Origin of the sequence: Streptomyces albicerus (genome assembly GCF_008905045.1) — a bacterium.
Lineage (GTDB): Bacteria > Actinomycetota > Actinomycetes > Streptomycetales > Streptomycetaceae > Streptomyces > Streptomyces albicerus.
Genome location: NZ_VWMY01000009.1, coordinates 163,728 through 180,029, shown reverse-complemented (window position 1 = coordinate 180,029; position 16,302 = coordinate 163,728). Strand labels below are relative to the sequence as shown.

Sequence of the window (16,302 nt, the reverse complement as noted above, 5' to 3'; positions counted from 1 at the left end):
TCCCTCAAGGCCTCTTCCGGCCTCTTCAGCGCCCTCCCCTGCTCCCCCGCTCCGTGTTCGACCATGATCGGCGATGTTGCACTTGCACAACACACGCGGTATCCGGCTGGACAAATAAGTGGCGTGTTAAGGACGATGAGCGGCACAGTGCCGCGGACAGTACCGGGGGGACGAACCGCATCTGTAGAACTTTCCTCCGAAATGTGCCGCGTCGTCCCCGCACTTACCGCAACGACGGAGGAAAGACGCCATGAGCTTTGGCGACCCGAACAACCCGTACGGTCCGCCGCAGGGCCAGCAGCCCGGGTACCCGCCCCCGCCTCCCCAGGGCCAGCCCGGCTACGGCTACCCGCAGGGCGTTCCCCCGCAGCAGCCCGGCTACGGCTACCCGCAGCAGCCCGCGTATCCCGGTTATCCGGGCGGCAACCAGATGGCCATCGAGATGCCCGGTCTGATGAAGACCGCGCGTGTCCTGCTGTTCATCCTGTCCGGCTTCCAGCTCCTGTTCGGCATCATCGCGGGCATCGCCGTCGGCGCCGCCCAGGACGTGTCGAACGGCGTCGGCAGCGGTGACGACACCGACACCCTCGCCGGCCTGGGCTTCCTGTTCGCGGCGCTCCTGGTGGGCATGGGCGCCCTGTCCATCTTCCTGGGCGTCAAGTTCAAGACCGGCGGCAGCGCCATCCGCATCACGACGATCGTGTACGCGTCGCTGATGATCCTCGGCGGCCTCGTCAACACCGTGCAGGGCGGCGGCGGTTCCGCCACCTTCGGCGGTCTCATCTCGCTCGCCATCGCCGGCATCATCCTGGCCTCGATGGTGAACAGCGCCGCCTCCGCGTGGTTCAACCGCCCGAGGTACTGACCCCGGAGCACGGAGCCGCAGTCCGGGCACCGGTTCCGGAACGGCACGTTCGCGCCATTCACGCCAAGGGCCGTGTTTCACCCTGCGAGGGGGGACACGGCCCTCGCGCGTCCCCCTACCCTGATCCCATAGCTGCGTACGGGACGGGAGCGGGACGGGGAGAACGGCCTTGTACAGCATCATCGTGGTACCTCCGCCGACCACGGAGGACGGGCACAACGGCAGGCACACCGACCCCCAGATCCGGCTGGCACCCGGAGAGCGGCTCACCTTCGGCCGCTCGGAGACCGGGAACGGGCTTGCGATCGCACACGAGGGCGTGTCCCGGAAGGCCGGGGCGATCACCGCGCAGGGCGCCTTCTGGATACTGAGCAACTTCTCGGCCCACCAGACGTACGTCGTGGAGAACCCTGAGGGTGCGGGCGAGCACATCAAGGTCGGCCCGGGCCGTCTGGACGCGCCGGTCCCCTTCGAGTTCTCCCGGATCGTCCTCCCGGCGGCGGGCGACCTGCTGCCCATCGAGGTGTGGGCGCCCCGCCACGACTATCTGCGCTCCCCGGAGGGCCTGGACGGGGCGACGACCGCGCCCGCGTTCTCCGTCGACCGCACGAAGCGGTACTTCGCGGTCCTCGCCGCCCTCTGCGAACCCCGGCTGCGCGGCGAACCGCACGCCCCGCTGCCCACCGTCGACCAGGTCGTCGAACGGCTGCGCCCCAACTGGCCCGCCGCGTCCCGCACTTCGGTCCAGTGGAACATCGACTACCTCGCCGTGAAGCTGCGCCTCAAGCCGGGCCCCGACACGGCGGACACGGGCCCGCGCCTCAACGGCAAGAAGGAGTCCCTGGTCTCCCTGGCGCTCCGCTTCGACCTCGTACGGGAGGACGACCTGCTCGTCCTGACGGAGCCGAGCCGGGCGGCCCGGTGACGGAGGGCTACGCGGTATCGGTGCCCAAGGGCTACCGGGTGGGGTCCTGGGAGGTACGGGACCCGATCGCCACGGGCGCGTTCGGGAGCGTGTACGAGGCCCGGTGCACCCATGCGCGGGAGGGCCTGCCGAAATCGGCCGCGCTGAAGTTCCTGCCCACCGGCACGGGTACGCCCCGCCAACTGACGCATCTGCGTGAACTCGCCGAGCGGGAAGTGGAGTTGCATCGAAGGCTCACCCGCCCGCGGCTCATCCGCATGTACGAGACCCTGACGGTCGACGACCCGGACCACCCCGACCTCGACGGCGCCACCGTCCTCGTACTGGAACGGGCCGAGGGCTCGCTGGCCGCGCTCCTGGCCCGTTCCCCGCGGCCGCCGCAGGGTCCCGCGCTGCTCGCGCAGACCTGCGAGGGCCTCGCCCAGCTGCACCGTGCCGGCTGGGTCCACGGCGACCTCAAGCCCGCCAACGTCCTGCTGATGAAGGACGGTTCGGCCCGCCTCGCCGACTTCAACATGGCCGCCGAACTGGAGGGCACCCACGCCTACACCCCCGCCTTCTCCACCCCCGACTACACCCCGCCCGAGCTCCTCTGGTCCGAGATCGGCGAACGCGGCCGCCAGATCAGACCCTCCGCCGACATCTGGGCCTTCGGCGTGCTCGCCCACCTCGTCCTCACGGACACCTTCCCGCTGCCGGGCGGCACGCCCTCGGCCCGCCGGGACGCGGCGGTGCGGTACGCGCGCGGCACCGACGAGCTGCGCCTGTCCCCCGGACTCCCGGACGACTGGCGGGAGATCGTGCGGGCCTGTCTGGCCCGTACGCACCAGGAGCGCATCACCGGGGAGACCCTGCTGCGGCGGGTCGAGACGGCTGCCGGGGCGACCCGCTCGCCACGACTGCCGCGCCTGCTCGGGTTCGGGCGCAGACGCCGGTCCAGTGTGATGCTGGGCGCCGCGGCCGCCACCGCCGCGGTCGCCGCCCTCGGCTACGGCGTCAGCGTGCTGGCGGACGGCGGCTCCGACGACGGGAAGGGCTCGGGGCCCACGAAGGTCGCGCCCGCGTCGTACGGCGCCTCCGAACTCCGTACGGACAAGGGTGTCCCGGTGGCCTACCGCCGCCTGATCGTCGACTCCGCCCACGACTGTGTCCATCCGGAGGTCACCCCCGCGCTGATCGCCGCGCTCCTGAAGGCGGAGAGCAACTTCGACCCCGACCTCTCCGACCCCACCGTGGGCGAGGGCGAGTACGGCATCGCCCGCTGGACCCCCAGCATCCTGCGCTGGTACATCCGCGCGGACGGCGTCCCCGCGAAGGAGACCCCCAAGCCTCCTCTCACCCCCGCCGAGTCCATCCCGGCCGTGGGCCGCTACCTCTGCTTCATGGAACCGCGCCTCAACCCGACCGGGTTGTCCGGCGACCGCCGGGTGCTGCTGGCGGCCGCCTACCGGACCTCGTACAAGTCCGTGAACGACGCGGCCGGTGTTCCCCCGAAGTACCGCGACTACGCCGACCGCGTCGCCCACTACCTCAAGGAGTACACGCCGCCGCGGAAGAAGTGACCCTGAGAGTTCCGAGGTACCCCTCCCTTCCCTCCCGCACAAGGGTGGAGACGTCCACCTACGGGGGTGGCGTCATCAGGAGGGACACCCATCATGAAGCGCACTCTGGCCTCACTCGGCGCAGCGGCGGTACTGGCGTCCGGGGCGATCGTGCTGACCCCGGCGAGCGCGTCGGCGGCACCGAACGGCTGCTGGGGCAACGCCGGCACGAAGACGGACCCCGACGGCCGCACCTACACCGCCCGCTACTGCCACAACTACCAGAGCGGCGACATCATCTGGCACCGCAACAAGATCGGCGACCTGTACGCGGGCGACAACTGGTTCGTCTGCCAGTCGAAGGACCCGGGCTTCCCCAACCCGCCCGTCGGCGACGCCCGTAACGACTGGTGGCTCTACACCCAGGGTGACACCGGCAGCGTCCACAAGGCCTGGGGCTGGTTCCCGGCGACCAAGGTCTCGGGCGGCAACAACTGGGAGCCGATCCCGGGCCTGCGCACCTGCTGACGCCCTTCACCGGCGGCGGTCTCCGGCTCCTTCGGGGGAGGGCCGGAGACCGCCGTCATGTCCGTGCCCCGAGCTCTTGGATGAACTCCGGGCAGATGAAATGTGAATGACCCACGGCGGGCTCCGGCCCGCGCCTCTACGGCAAGAAGGAGTCGCTGGTGTCGCTCGTAGTGCCTGACGCCCCCTCAGGCCGTGCCCCGCGCTGCTGCTGATTCCGGCTTGGCACGGACCCCGGTCAGCCCGAGAGTGCGGCGGGACACAGGACACCGCGATAGCCTCGTGTCAACTGGGGTGGCAGAACGGACCTTTACGGAAGAACGGCTGCCGAAGAACAGCGCATCGGGGGACCCATGTCGGACCAGCGGCCCACGCCGCCGTACTCTCCGGCGTCCGGCGACGCCGCGCTGGAGCAGGCGGGGGCGAGCCCGTTACGGCCCGTGGACCCGGCGCGCGTCGGACCGTACGTGCCGCTCGGGCTGCTCGGCAGTGGCGGAATGGGCCGGGTCTATCTCGCGCGTCCCGTCGACGACAACCCGGGGCTCGCCGCGGTGAAGGTGATCCGGCCCGAGTACGCCGAGGACGCCGAGTTCCGGCGGCGGTTCGAGCGGGAAGCCGCCGTGCACGACCGGGTTCGTACACCGCACGCGCCGCAGCTCCTGGGCACCGGGTTCCAGGACGAGCTGCTGTGGATGGCCACGCAGTACGTGCCCGGCCTCAACCTGGCGGAGGCCACCCGCGAGTGCGGCGGGCTCGAACCGGCGGGCGTGTGGCGGCTGGTGGGCGAACTCGGACAGGCCCTGTCGGCGCTGGCCGCCGCCGGAATCGTGCACCGCGACCTCAAGCCGTCCAACGTGATCCTGTCCTTGCAGGGTGCGCACGTGATCGACTTCGGCATCTCGCAGGCCGCCGACAGCAGCGCGATCACCACCACGGGGAACCGGGTCGGAACCCCCGCCTTCATGTCCCCCGAGTACCTCCGGGAAGGCCGCTGCGACACCGCCTCCGACGTGTTCTCACTCGCGGGCACACTCGTCTACGCGGCCACCGCACGCGCCCCGTTCGGCGACGGCACCGGTGTGGACGTCATGCACCGCGTCGCCTTCGAGGAACCCAAGTCCGAGATCATGGACGAGCTGTCGGAGGCGGATCCCCCGCTGGCCGCGCTGCTCCTCGCCTGCCTGTCCAAGGACCCGGCCGGGCGGCCCACGCCGCGGCAGCTGATCGACGCGGCCGCGACGCAAACCAGCACGCCGAGCACACCGAGTGCCCCGAGCACACCGAGCACACCGGGTACGCCGAGTGCGCCGTCGTGGCAGGAACCGCTCAACTCCCGGCTGCTCGCCCGGCACCAGGCCCACGAAATGCTGGGCCATGCCTCCGCCCAGCAGACGGGCCACTTCCGTACGCCCACGGAACGCGTGGCGTCACCCGCTCCGGGCCCCGCCTTCGGTCCGCCGACACCGCCGAGCGCGTACGGTCCGCCGACACCGCCGAGCGCCTATGGTCCGCCGACACCGCCCGGCGGCCAGTACGGCCAGTACGGTCCGCCCGCACACGTCGTGCCGAGCAGCATCGCGCCGCCCGACCCCACTTCGGCCGCGACCAGGCGCAGCGGTCGGAAGCCGTACTTCGTCGTGGCCGCGGTGCTCGCCGTGTGCGCTGTGGCCGTGAGCGCGTTTCTGCTCACCCGCCCGGACTCCGCCGACACCGCGTCCTCCACGCCGACCGCCGCAACCACCGCCTCGGAGGGCGAGGAGGGAGAGAAGAAGAACTCGCCGTCCCCCGACTCCTCCCGCTCGGCCTCTCCCTCCCCTTCCCGCGAGAAGGAGGACAAGGGCGAGGGAAGCGAGGACGACTCCGGCGGAGCTGGAGCCGGAGCCGGCGGTGGCCAGGGCGGTGCGCAGGCCTCGCCCACCCGAGCGGAGACCACCGCGGCGGGCGGCAGCGGTGGCGATGGAGGGGCTGGCGAGAATGGCGGGAGCACCCCCGCCCCGACCAAGACCACCGCCAAGCCTGCCACTCCCCCGTGGATCTCCCAGTGCACGTACTACTCCGGCACCCAGCTCACGCAGCGCGGTGACAAGGGCCAGCGCGTCGTACAGGTGCAGTGCATGCTGGCCAAGCGCGGGTACAGCATCGGCGGCGCGGGCGTGGACGGCCAGTTCGGCGAGGACACCCAGGCGGCGGTCAGGCTCTTCCAGAGCGACAAGGGACTGGACGTCGACGGCCAGGTGGGCCCCAACACCTGGGCCGCGCTGCGCAGTTCGACGTGAGGCGGGAATGAGGACCGCCCGTACGCGGCGGACTGCACCACGTACGGGCGGATGAGCCGTCTCCCCGAGGACGGCGAGGGAATCTCGCAGGGGAAACCACTCAGTGGAAGAAGTGCCGCGTCCCCGTGAAGTACATCGTGATGCCCGCCTTCTTCGCCGCCTCGACCACCAGCTCGTCGCGGACCGAACCGCCCGGCTGGACGATCGCCTTGACGCCGGCAGCGCTCAGGACGTCGATGTTGTCCGGGAAGGGGAAGAACGCGTCCGACGCGACGAAGGAGCCCCGCGCGCGGTCCGCGCCCGCTCGTTCGACGGCCAGCTTGCAGGAGTCCACCCGGTTGACCTGGCCCATGCCGACGCCGACCGAAGCGCCGTCCTTGGCGAGGAGGATCGCGTTGGACTTGACCGCGCGGCAGGCGCGCCAGGCGAAGGCGAGTTCGTCGAGCTCGCCGGGCGACAGGGGCTCGCCGGTGGCCAGGGTCCAGGAGGTCGGGTTGTCGCCGTCGGCCTGGAGGCGGTCGGCGGCCTGGAGGAGGCGGCCGCCGTCGATCTGCCTGATTTCGACCGGGGCCGAGGGGGCCTGGTGGGCGCGCAGGACGCGGATGTTCTTCTTCTTGGTGAGGGCCTCGAGCGCGCCGTCCTCGTACTCGGGCGCCACGATGACCTCGGTGAAGATCTCGGCGACCTGCTCGGCCATCTCCTTGGAGACGGGGCGGTTGACGGCGATCACGCCGCCGAACGCCGACAGCGGGTCGCAGGCGTGCGCCTTGCGGTGCGCCTCGGCGACGTTCGCGCCGATCGCGATGCCGCAGGGGTTGGCGTGCTTGATGATCGCGACGCAGGGCTCGTCGTGGTCGTACGCGGCACGGCGGGCGGCGTCCGTGTCCGTGTAGTTGTTGTACGACATCTCCTTGCCGTGCAGCTGCTCGGCGTCGGCCAGGCCGCCGCTGCCGTCGACGTACAGCGCGGCGCCCTGGTGCGGGTTCTCGCCGTAGCGCAGGGTGCTGCGCTTCTCGAAGGTCGCGCCGATGAAGTCCGGGAAGTCCGAGTCGTCGACGGGTGCGTACGAGCTCGCGAACCAGGAGGCGACGGCGACGTCGTACGCGGCCGTGTGCTGGAAGGCCTCAGCGGCGAGCCGCTTGCGGGCGCGCAGGTCGAAGCCGCCGTCGCGGGCGGCGGCCAGCACATCGGCGTACCGCTCGGGGCTGGTGACGACCGCCACGGACGGGTGGTTCTTGGCGGCGGCGCGGACCATCGAGGGGCCGCCGATGTCGATCTGCTCGACGCACTCGTCGGGGGTGGCGCCCGATTCGACGGTCTCGCGGAACGGGTAGAGGTTCACGACGACCAGCTGGAACGGCTCCACGCCCAGCTCGACGAGCTGCCGCTGGTGGGACTCCAGGCGCAGATCGGCGAGGATGCCCGCGTGCACGCGCGGGTGCAGCGTCTTGACCCGGCCGTCCAGGCACTCGGGGAAGCCGGTGAGCTCCTCGACCTTGGTGACCGGAACCCCGGCGGCGGCGATCCTCGCGGCGGTGGAGCCGGTGGAGACCAGCTCGACACCCGACGCGTGCAGACCGCGGGCGAGCTCCTCGAGCCCGGTCTTGTCGTAGACGCTGATCAGCGCGCGGCGGATGACCCGCTTGGTGTCCTGCGTACCCTGCGTACCTTCGGCGGTCACGGGATAACTACCTTTCGTCCCTCAATGCGATAGCCGTGGCGGGCGAGCCGCCCCACGACATCGACGAGCAGTCTTCGCTCGACTTCCTTGATGCGCTCGTGCAGAGCGCTCTCGTCGTCCTCGTCCCGGACCTCGACCACGCCCTGAGCGATGATCGGGCCGGTGTCGACGCCGTCGTCGACGAAGTGGACGGTGCACCCGGTGACCTTCGCGCCGTACGCGAGGGCGTCGCGGACGCCGTGCGCCCCCGGGAAACTGGGCAGCAGCGCGGGGTGGGTGTTCACGAACCGGCCGCCGAAGCGGGCCAGGAACTCCTTGCCCACGATCTTCATGAACCCGGCGGACACGACGAGATCCGGCTCGTACGCGGCGGTCGCCTCGGCCAGCGCCGCGTCCCACTCGTCACGGGTGCCGTAGTCCTTCACCCGCCGGACGAAGGTCGGCAGTCCGGCGCGCTCGGCCCGCTCCAGGCCCTCGATGTTGTCGCGGTCAGCGCCGACGGCGACGATCTCGGCTCCGTAGACGGCCGTCCCCCGCGTCGCGATCGCGTCGAGGAGTGCCTGCAGATTCGTACCTGATCCGGAGACCAGCACGACGAGGCGCTTGGCCTTGGCCACGGCGGGGCCCTTTCTCGGGGAGTGCCTTTGTATGGTCGTACGAATGCTTCGCGCCCCCGGATACGGGGAAGTCTACGAAGCGGCCAACCGTCAGCAACGATACCGGCACACCGAGCGGCCCCCACGGGACGGGGGCGTGGCCGGAAGGTAGCGTCTGGGGAGGATCCGCCCGGGGAACACGGTCCGCGCAGGGGAACGCCTTTTGCGTACGGGACGTTGACCAGGGACGGGTACGAATGCTTGGGGCACGAGCCCCGGACACGTAACCAGCTCTGTGGACACGTTGCCCGCCAGAGACCACCAAGGGGAAGACGCACACCTGATGCCGGACCGCAGTCTCCGACTCCCTCCGCTCCTGCTGCGCGAGCGGCGCCCTTCTCCCACGCCACCGCGGGAGAGCGACGACGTGCCCGAGGGCGGGCAGGGCTCCGCGGGCGGACAGGGCTCCACGGGTGGAAGTGGCCAGGGTTCCGCCGGTGGCCAGGGCGGCACCGGTACGCCGGCCGGCTCCGGTGCGCCGGATCCCGGGCAGCGACCCGAGCCGCCGCAGCCTCCCGCCGACGACAACCCCTTCGCCCCGCCGCCGGAGGGCACGCCCGACCGGCCGTGGCAGCCGCGACGGCCCGCGGGCGGGCAAGGACAGGACCAGGGACAGGGGCAGGACGGCCGGCGCGAGGACGGCTCCCCCTGGGGCAGCCAGTGGAGCGACCGGCAGCCCGGACCCGCGCAGGAAGGCCGTTTCGGTGACCGCCCCGGTTCCCCGGGCGGACCCGGCGGCGGCCAGGGCGGTCCGGAAGGGCCCGGCGGCCCCGGCACCGGAATGCGCTGGGACCCGAAGGACCCGGCCCAGCGCCGCGCTCGGTACGCGCTGCTGTCCGGCATGTGGGCGTTCTTCTTCGCCCTCTTCAGCTGGCCGTACGTGGCACTGCTGCTCGGCGCGCTGGCCATGTACTGGGCGATCAGCGCCCTGCGCACCAAGCCGCGTACGCCGGATCCGGACACCCCGGCGCCGCCGTCCTCCGGCGCCAAGCCCCAGACCACGGCGGCGATCAGCGGCCTGGTCACGGCGTCCCTCGCCCTCGCCCTGGTCGCGGCCACCTTCACGGCTCAGCTCGTGTACCGCGACTACTACACGTGCGTGAACGACTCACTCACGAACACAGCAAAGAAGTCCTGCGACCGGCTGCTGCCGGAGGAGCTGCGGGGGTTGCTGGGGACGCGCTGAGAAGCGGGGTCGGTCGGAGCGGGTTTCGCGCTGGTGCGGGTTTCGCTGGCGCGGGCCTCGTCGGCACGGGCCTCGCTGGCGCGGGCCTCGTCGGCACGGGCCTCGCTGGCGCGGGCCTCGTCGGCACGGGTTTCGCTGGTGCGGGTGCGACGGCTCGCCCCGTCGGCCGGGCGCGGCGGCGCGAGTTCCGCCGGTACGGGCGCGGGGGTTCGCGTTCCCATCGGTCCGCGTTCCCATCGGTTCGAGTTCTTCGCGGTTCTGGCTTGTCGCGCTTCTCGCGGTTCTGGCTTGTCGCGGTTCGCGCTTGTCGCCGTTCCGGTCTCTCGCCGTTCCGGTTTTTGCCTGTTGACTTCGAGTGCGCTTCAAATTCAATACTCCGCCTCAACGCCCGCCGCTCGGCGGGCCGTAAGGGGAGGACACCCGCATGCGCTACCGCACCATCGGCACGGCCCCGGGGACCCGCCGTGAGGTGAGCGTCCTCAGCCTCGGCGCGATGCTGTTCGGCACGAGGACCGACGAGGCGACCTCGTTCGCGATCCTCGACCGTTTCGTCGAGGCCGGCGGCACCTTCATCGACACGTCCGACAACTACGCGTTCTGGGAAAACGGCACCCAGGGCGGCGAGAGCGAGGCCCTGCTCGGCCGCTGGCGGCGCAGCCGCGGCATCGGCGACGAGATCGTCATCGCGACGAAGCTGGGCGCGCGGCCGCTCGCCCCGGCTACGGGCTACATCGACAACCCCGAGGGGCTGTCCGCCAAGGCCATCCGCGAGGCGGCGGAGGGCAGCCGCGAGCGGCTCGGCGTCCCGAAACTGGACCTGCTGTACGCCCACATCGAGGACACGACCGTGCCCCTGCGGGAGACGGTCGAGGGCTTCGCCGAGCTCGTCGCCGAGGGCACGGTCGGACTGCTCGGCGCGAGCAACCACTGGACCTGGCGCCTGGAACGCGCCCGCAACCTCGCCGCGGCGGCCGGTCTGCCGGGCTACGAGGTCCTCCAGTACCAGCACAGCTACCTCCGTAGGCGCGCCGACCTGCCCGGCCAGCTCTCGCCGGACGGCAACCAGGGCGTGGCCGGCGGCGACCTGCTCAGCTATCTCCGCGCCGAACCGTCTCTCACGCTCGTCGCCTACACCCCGCTCCTGTCCGGCGGTTACGTCCGCGAGGACAAACCGCTCGGACCCGATTTCGACCACGCGGGCACCCCGCCCCGCCTGGCCGCGCTCCGCTCGGTCGCCGAGGAGACCGGCGCGACCGTCAACCAAGTGGTCCTGTCGTGGCTGATCGACGGCGAGATCCCGGTGATCCCCCTCGTCGGCTGCTCCTCGGTGGCCCAGCTGAACGAGAACCTGGCAGCGGTGGACCTGGAACTGACTCCGGAACAGCGATCCCGGCTCGACGCGGCCCACTGACCGCGGTCCGACCGCCCGCTCAGCCATGGCCGTTGAGGAAGCCGAGGAGCCAGGCGGCGAAGGCATGACTCGCTCCACCCAGCACGCCGCGCACCGCCGCGGCGACCAGTACGAGGCGCTCGGCCCGCGTCGGGCGGCTCTCGGTCGGGGTGTTCTCGATCGGGGTTTCCTTGGTGGTCATGGTCGTGGTCCTCTCCGGACAGCCGTCTGACGTGCTCATACGTCCACGATGCGGCCGCCGGAGAAGCACTCGAGCGATCCCTGCCGCCAGCCGAGCGTGGCCCAACTCGGCCTGATACCAGCACGGTTGAGGACAGGGCTGGCACACTGTGGAGTTGACGAGACCTGACAAAGACTGACGGAGCTTCGTGGGCGTTCAGCTGCCGGACGAGACCGGGTTGCCGCCGGGGCCGCGGCGGGACATGGTCGTCTTCGTCCACGAGCTCTACCAGCGGGCGGGCAAGCCTTCGCTGCGCGACCTCAGCGAGCAGATCCGGGCGCGGAACGACCTGCCCGGAACGCTGAGCCACGACGGGGTGAGCAGTGTCCTCAAGGGCAGAAACATGCCCCGCTGGCCGAACCTCAAGTCGCTGGTGCATGTCCTGGCGGAACAGCAACAGATCGGTGAACCGGACGTCAGGGCTGCCATCGAGCGGGTGTGGGCGCTGTGGTGCGTTGCCGACGGCGGCGCACCCTGGCCGTCGGCGGATCCGCCTGCCCCCTCCGTGCCGACCGCCGTCGCCGAGGATCACCCGGAACCGCCCGCCCTCCCGCCGGGCGTACTCATCCGATGGGCACCCCAGCAGGGAACGCTGGATGTCTTCGACCGGCAGATGGCGGTAGAGGTGTTCAGGAAGGTTGGGGGCATCGATGAGCAGTCGTGATCAGGGTCCCTCGGTGTGGGTCCGGTATGAGGAGACGGGCGACCGTACCGATCTGGAAGCGGTGATCGACCACTTTCGTCAGGCCGGCGCCGCGGGCGATCCCGCGGCACTGAACAACCTGGGCGTGGCGCTTTCGAGGGCCGGCCGTCATCAGGAGGCCATGGCGGCCATCGAGGAAGCGGTCATCATCCGCCGCCGACTCGCCACCACCCAACCCACCACCTACGAAGCCGACCTCGCCACCACCCTCAACAACCTCAGCACCGCACTCGCGGAAACCGGCCGCCACCAAGAAGCCCTGACAGCCATCGAAGAAGCAACCATCATCCGCCGCCGACTCGCCACCACCCAACCCACCACCTACGAAGCCGACCTCGCCACCACCCTCAACAACCTCAGCACCGCACTCGCGGAAACCGGCCGCCACCAAGAAGCCCTGACAGCCATCGAAGAAGCAACCACCATCCGCCGCCGACTCGCCACCACCCAACCCACCACCTACGAAGCCGACCTCGCCACCACCCTCAACAACCTCAGCACCGCACTCGCGGAAACCGGCCGCCACCAAGAAGCCCTGACAGCCATCGAAGAAGCAACCACCATCCGCCGCCGACTCGCCGAGGCGAACCCCTCCCGCCACAGCCCCAGCCTGGCTGCGGCCCTCAACAACCTCGGCAACCGTCTGGCGCAGACCGACCAGAACGACAGGGCCCTGGAGGCCGCCGAGGAGGCACGCGACATCTACCGGTCGCTGGCCGCCGACAATCCGGCCGCGTACGAGCCGGGTCATGCTGCCGCCCTGAGCAATCTCGGCAGTCGGCTCGCACAGGCCGGCCGCAAGGAAGAGGCCGTCCGCGTCGCCGAGAGGAGCAAGGAGATCTACGAGCGGCTGGTCGCGGCCGACCCGACCGCCCACGAAGCCGACTTCGCCGCGGCCCTCTCCGCACTCGCCTCCGTCTACGAGTCCGCGGATCTGCCTCGCAGGGCGCTTCCCCACTACCGGTCGGCGATCGCCCACGCTTCTCGAGCCCTCGGAGCCGACCACCCCGAGACCCTGGCCGTGCGCAGCCTGCTCGCCTACGCCCACGACTCGGCCGACGAACTGGGCCCCGCCGTCCAGGAGTACGAGGCCCTCGCCGCCGACTGCGCCCGGGTCCTCGGTCCCCACCACCCCCGCACCCTCGGTGTCCGCAACAACCTCGCCGGCGCCTACCTGCGGACACGGAATCCGCAGCGGGCCATCACGTTGTACGAGCGCGTCATCACCGACTACGGGCAGGTGCTGGGGGACGACCACCCCGCCACCCTCGGCGCACGCGCCAACCTCGCGTTCGCCTACCAGGTCTCGGGCGATCGCCGGCGGGCGATCCGGCTGTACGAAGATGTCGTCGCCCACAGCGAACGCGTGCTGGGCCCGGACCACCCCCACTCCCGGTCCGCGCGCGCGAACCTGACACGCGTCTCCGCACTGGAGTCGCTGGAAGGGGCGGATCGGTCACCCGCACCACAGCCCCCGGCCTTCGAGCCACTGCGCGTGATCATCGCGGACCACAATCCGGTCGTACGCACAGGACTCACCGTTCTGCTGGACGGCGACGACATCCAGGTCGTCGCTGAGGCCGCCGACGGCCACCAAGCGATGGCGGAAGCCCTGCGACACCGCCCGGACGTAGTACTGCTGGACGCCCATATGCCCGCCACCGACGTCGCGGAGCTGGCGCGCGTGGCGCCGGTGCTGATGCTGACGTACGCCCGAGAGCTTTGGCTCGTGCATGACGCGCTGAGACTGGGCGCACGTGGCTACCTGGTACACGGAACATTCAACTCCGCTCAACTGGTGAGCGCCATAAGGGATACGACGAGTGGTCAGGAACAGTCGAGGCAGCCTGACTTCGGCCCAGCCGCGACGTCATCGGACTTCAGCCGGCCCCCGGAGGTGCCCGACCTGAACCTGGACGCGACGACGCCTGGCTTCACTCCTCCCGCCGAGAGTCTCGGACTCTCCACGCGGGAGGTCGAGGTGATGAACCTGCTGGCATCCGGCATGACCACCCAGCAGATCGCGGCTAGCTGCTTCATCAGCCATAGAACGGTCGAGAACCATCTCAACCGGATCTTCGCGAAACTGAACGTCCCCACCCGCAGCGAGGCTGTCGACCGCTGGCAGAACCGTGCGGCCGCCGAGAACCGGGCCGAGCGGACCGAGAACCGGCCGGAGGATGCCCGCCACGGCCGGCCCGGTTAGGAGCCGCCCGGATAGGAATCCGTCGGCACCGGTTCCGGATGCCGCAGCAGCCATGCCTGGAGCTTTTGGTGGCGGAACTGATACGCGCTGCCCGAGATGCGCAGCAGGCCCGCCCCGTAGGCCCAGTCCAGGAAGCGGGCCAGACGCCAGGGCAGGAGGCCGCGGGTGCAGAGGAGGAAGACGAAGTAGCGCCGGCCCGCACCGCTCCACCACACCATCCCGCAGACGAGGCCGCCGACAGCTCCGGCGCCGATGCCGAGGACGTAGTCGCTGCCGTAGCCCACGAACGCGCCGAACACCGAGCCGAAGAGGGCAGAGAAGCTCAGCCCCGAGTTGATGTCGTCACGCAGCAGGTCCCGCGGGTGGGACTCGATACGCACCTGCCGCTGCGCGCGCCGGGAGGTGATCGCGGAAGCCGCGCTGAGCACCAGCCCGGCCGCCAGAACCGCGATCACCACAGCCATCAGGCCCGAGGCCACCCACTGCACCATGGCGATGGCCAGCACCAGCACCCCCGCGCCGCGCAGCCGATGGACCAGGAGCCGACGGCCGTCGGGAGTGTCGAGCCGCCGCAGCTTGCCGCCCTGCGGCGAGGGCACCTTGCCGCTGCCTGCGCGCAGCAGCACGGCGAGGACCAGCGCCGCGATGCCGAAGGCGGCCGGCAGATGCGTGAGCGACAGGCTGAAGTCCGTTCGCAGCAGCAGTGCGGCCGTCGCCGCGAGGACAACGGAGGAGGTGAGTACCGCGTCGACCGTACGGACCCGCCGGGCGCCGGCTAGGGGCCACAACTGGTGCGGGACGAGTTCGGTAGACGCACCGGCAGGTTCCGCGCTGTGCGCGTGCCGTGCCAGTACGCCCAGCCAGCGGTGCACCTGGTCGGACCGGTAGCAGTATGAACCGCCCGAGTGCAGTCGGGTGACGGCCGGGACGTAGCGGCTGAGCAGGTCCTCGTCGAGGGCGTCCGAGTCGCTGTGGCGCAGCAGTTCGCCGGGGTCGCCGCGGTCCGCGTACGCCGTCGCGGCGAGGGTGAGCCGCCAGGGCGTGGACATCGCGTGCGCGAGGAACGACGGTCGGCCGGGTGCGCTTTCGGTGAGGCCACACAGGACGCGTGTCCAGCCGTCCTGCGCCCGTGATACCCGGTTGACCAGGTAGGCATGTGCCTGTTCCGCGGCGACCGGACGGATCTCCACCCGCACCGCGTCCGGCACCGCGCTGCCGCTGCGCTCCAGCCGCTCGTACCAATCGGTGCGGCAGGTGACCACGACGTGTGCTCCGGCGTGCCCGTCCTGGTAGGCGTCGAGGGTCTTGACCGCCTCCTTGGCGCGCGAGGAGTCCGGGTCGGTACCCGGGGCGTCCATCTCGTCCAGGCCGTCGAGCACGGGCAGGATGCACCGGTGTTCCACCAGGTCACGGGCGACCGAGGGTTCTCGGTCGTAGTCATGTACCAGCCGCTCGACGAGCCAGTCCGCGAACGGGACTCGGGGGTTCCAGCCTGCCAGTGACAGTCTCACCGGGACCGTGTCGTCGGCCGATCCGGTGAGGTCCAGCAGCAGGCGCAGGGCAAGTACGGTCTTGCCGGCTCCCGGCCCTCCAGTGACCACCAGACGGCGCGTGCCGATGCCCAGGAAGTCGTCGGCGATCTTCGTCAGACGACCGGCGAGCGACGCGGGCGGTTCGGCACACCGCGGGCCGGACGGCACGACGTCGTACGCCAGGTCGATGGGAACCCGGTCGCCGCCGAGGAGTTGGCGCCACTGCTGCCCCTCCGCGGCCCGGATCTTGTGAGTAAGCCGGTCGGCGGCCGCCGCGGTGTCCGCCTCCTGGCCCGCCCTGCGACGCAGTGCGGCTACGGCCACCACCAAACTCATCGTGGCGAGCACGAGACCGACGACTCCGGCTATGTCCTGCCGTTCCAGTCCGCCCCTGGCGAGCGCGCCCGCGGCCCACAGGATCACGGCGAAGACGGCGAGCCCGCCGACGGTCAGCACGACCTGCCAGATGCGCCGTTGACGGCGTCCCCCGATCTCCATGGCTCCCGGCGAACCCTCCCCGACGTGCGACTCCCGGACCCTGCCACTCAAGGACTTCGGCAAGCCTGGCACACGGA

At 70.9% G+C, this 16,302-nt stretch carries 13 protein-coding genes; 9 read left to right on the top strand and 4 right to left on the bottom strand.

Annotated features, from left to right (window positions below; translation table 11 throughout):
- The first annotated feature begins 250 nt into the window (after window positions 1–250).
- The 5 genes from GAS53_RS10035 to GAS53_RS10015 all read left to right on the top strand — a co-directional run bounded on the left by GAS53_RS10035 (window position 251) and on the right by GAS53_RS10015 (window position 6,132).
- Window positions 251–865 (top strand): hypothetical protein, encoded by a 615-nt coding sequence (locus tag GAS53_RS10035; RefSeq protein ID WP_151477112.1) that lies wholly within the window; start codon window positions 251–253, stop codon window positions 863–865.
- A gap of 169 nt (window positions 866–1,034) precedes the next feature.
- Window positions 1,035–1,790, top strand: coding sequence for an FHA domain-containing protein (locus tag GAS53_RS10030; protein ID WP_192583050.1), 756 nt, complete (start codon window positions 1,035–1,037; stop codon window positions 1,788–1,790).
- Entirely contained in the window at window positions 1,787–3,352 is a 1,566-nt protein-coding gene (locus tag GAS53_RS10025; RefSeq protein WP_151477111.1) for a protein kinase domain-containing protein, read from the top strand. Before GAS53_RS10030 ends, GAS53_RS10025 begins: the two co-directional genes overlap by 4 nt.
- 93 nt (window positions 3,353–3,445) lie before the next feature.
- On the top strand, window positions 3,446–3,859 hold the full coding sequence (locus tag GAS53_RS10020; RefSeq protein WP_151477110.1) for a hypothetical protein: 414 nt from the start codon (window positions 3,446–3,448) through the stop codon (window positions 3,857–3,859).
- 350 nt (window positions 3,860–4,209) lie between these two features.
- Complete coding sequence (locus GAS53_RS10015) at window positions 4,210–6,132, top strand: serine/threonine-protein kinase (RefSeq protein WP_151477109.1); 1,923 nt, start codon at window positions 4,210–4,212, stop codon at window positions 6,130–6,132.
- Window positions 6,133–6,232: 100 nt separating this feature from the next.
- Here GAS53_RS10015 and purH read toward each other — a convergent pair whose 3' ends face one another.
- Entirely contained in the window at window positions 6,233–7,813 is a 1,581-nt protein-coding gene (purH, locus tag GAS53_RS10010) for a bifunctional phosphoribosylaminoimidazolecarboxamide formyltransferase/IMP cyclohydrolase (RefSeq protein WP_151477108.1), read from the bottom strand.
- Window positions 7,810–8,430 carry a phosphoribosylglycinamide formyltransferase gene (purN, locus tag GAS53_RS10005; RefSeq protein WP_151477107.1) on the bottom strand — a complete coding sequence of 207 codons (621 nt, stop codon included), beginning with the start codon at window positions 8,428–8,430 and terminating at the stop codon, window positions 7,810–7,812. Before purN ends, purH begins: the two co-directional genes overlap by 4 nt.
- Window positions 8,431–8,752: 322 nt before the next feature.
- Between purN and GAS53_RS10000 the strand changes: the two genes are divergently transcribed.
- Window positions 8,753–9,655 carry a hypothetical protein gene (locus GAS53_RS10000; RefSeq protein WP_151477106.1) on the top strand — a complete coding sequence of 301 codons (903 nt, stop codon included), beginning with the start codon at window positions 8,753–8,755 and terminating at the stop codon, window positions 9,653–9,655.
- A gap of 424 nt (window positions 9,656–10,079) precedes the next feature.
- Window positions 10,080–11,066, top strand: coding sequence for an aldo/keto reductase (locus GAS53_RS09995; protein ID WP_151477105.1), 987 nt, complete (start codon window positions 10,080–10,082; stop codon window positions 11,064–11,066).
- 19 nt (window positions 11,067–11,085) lie between these two features.
- Here GAS53_RS09995 and GAS53_RS55065 read toward each other — a convergent pair whose 3' ends face one another.
- Entirely contained in the window at window positions 11,086–11,247 is a 162-nt protein-coding gene (locus tag GAS53_RS55065) for a hypothetical protein (RefSeq protein WP_192583049.1), read from the bottom strand.
- 187 nt (window positions 11,248–11,434) lie between these two features.
- Between GAS53_RS55065 and GAS53_RS09990 the strand changes: the two genes are divergently transcribed.
- Both GAS53_RS09990 and GAS53_RS09985 read left to right on the top strand, forming a co-directional pair.
- Window positions 11,435–11,950, top strand: coding sequence for a hypothetical protein (locus GAS53_RS09990; protein WP_151477104.1), 516 nt, complete (start codon window positions 11,435–11,437; stop codon window positions 11,948–11,950).
- On the top strand, window positions 11,937–14,195 hold the full coding sequence (locus GAS53_RS09985) for a tetratricopeptide repeat protein (protein WP_151477103.1): 2,259 nt from the start codon (window positions 11,937–11,939) through the stop codon (window positions 14,193–14,195). Before GAS53_RS09990 ends, GAS53_RS09985 begins: the two co-directional genes overlap by 14 nt.
- Here GAS53_RS09985 and GAS53_RS09980 read toward each other — a convergent pair.
- A complete protein-coding gene (locus GAS53_RS09980) occupies window positions 14,192–16,225 on the bottom strand; it encodes an NACHT domain-containing protein (RefSeq protein WP_151477102.1) in 2,034 nt (677 codons plus the stop codon). The genes GAS53_RS09985 and GAS53_RS09980 overlap by 4 nt on opposite strands.
- Window positions 16,226–16,302 lie beyond the last annotated feature (77 nt).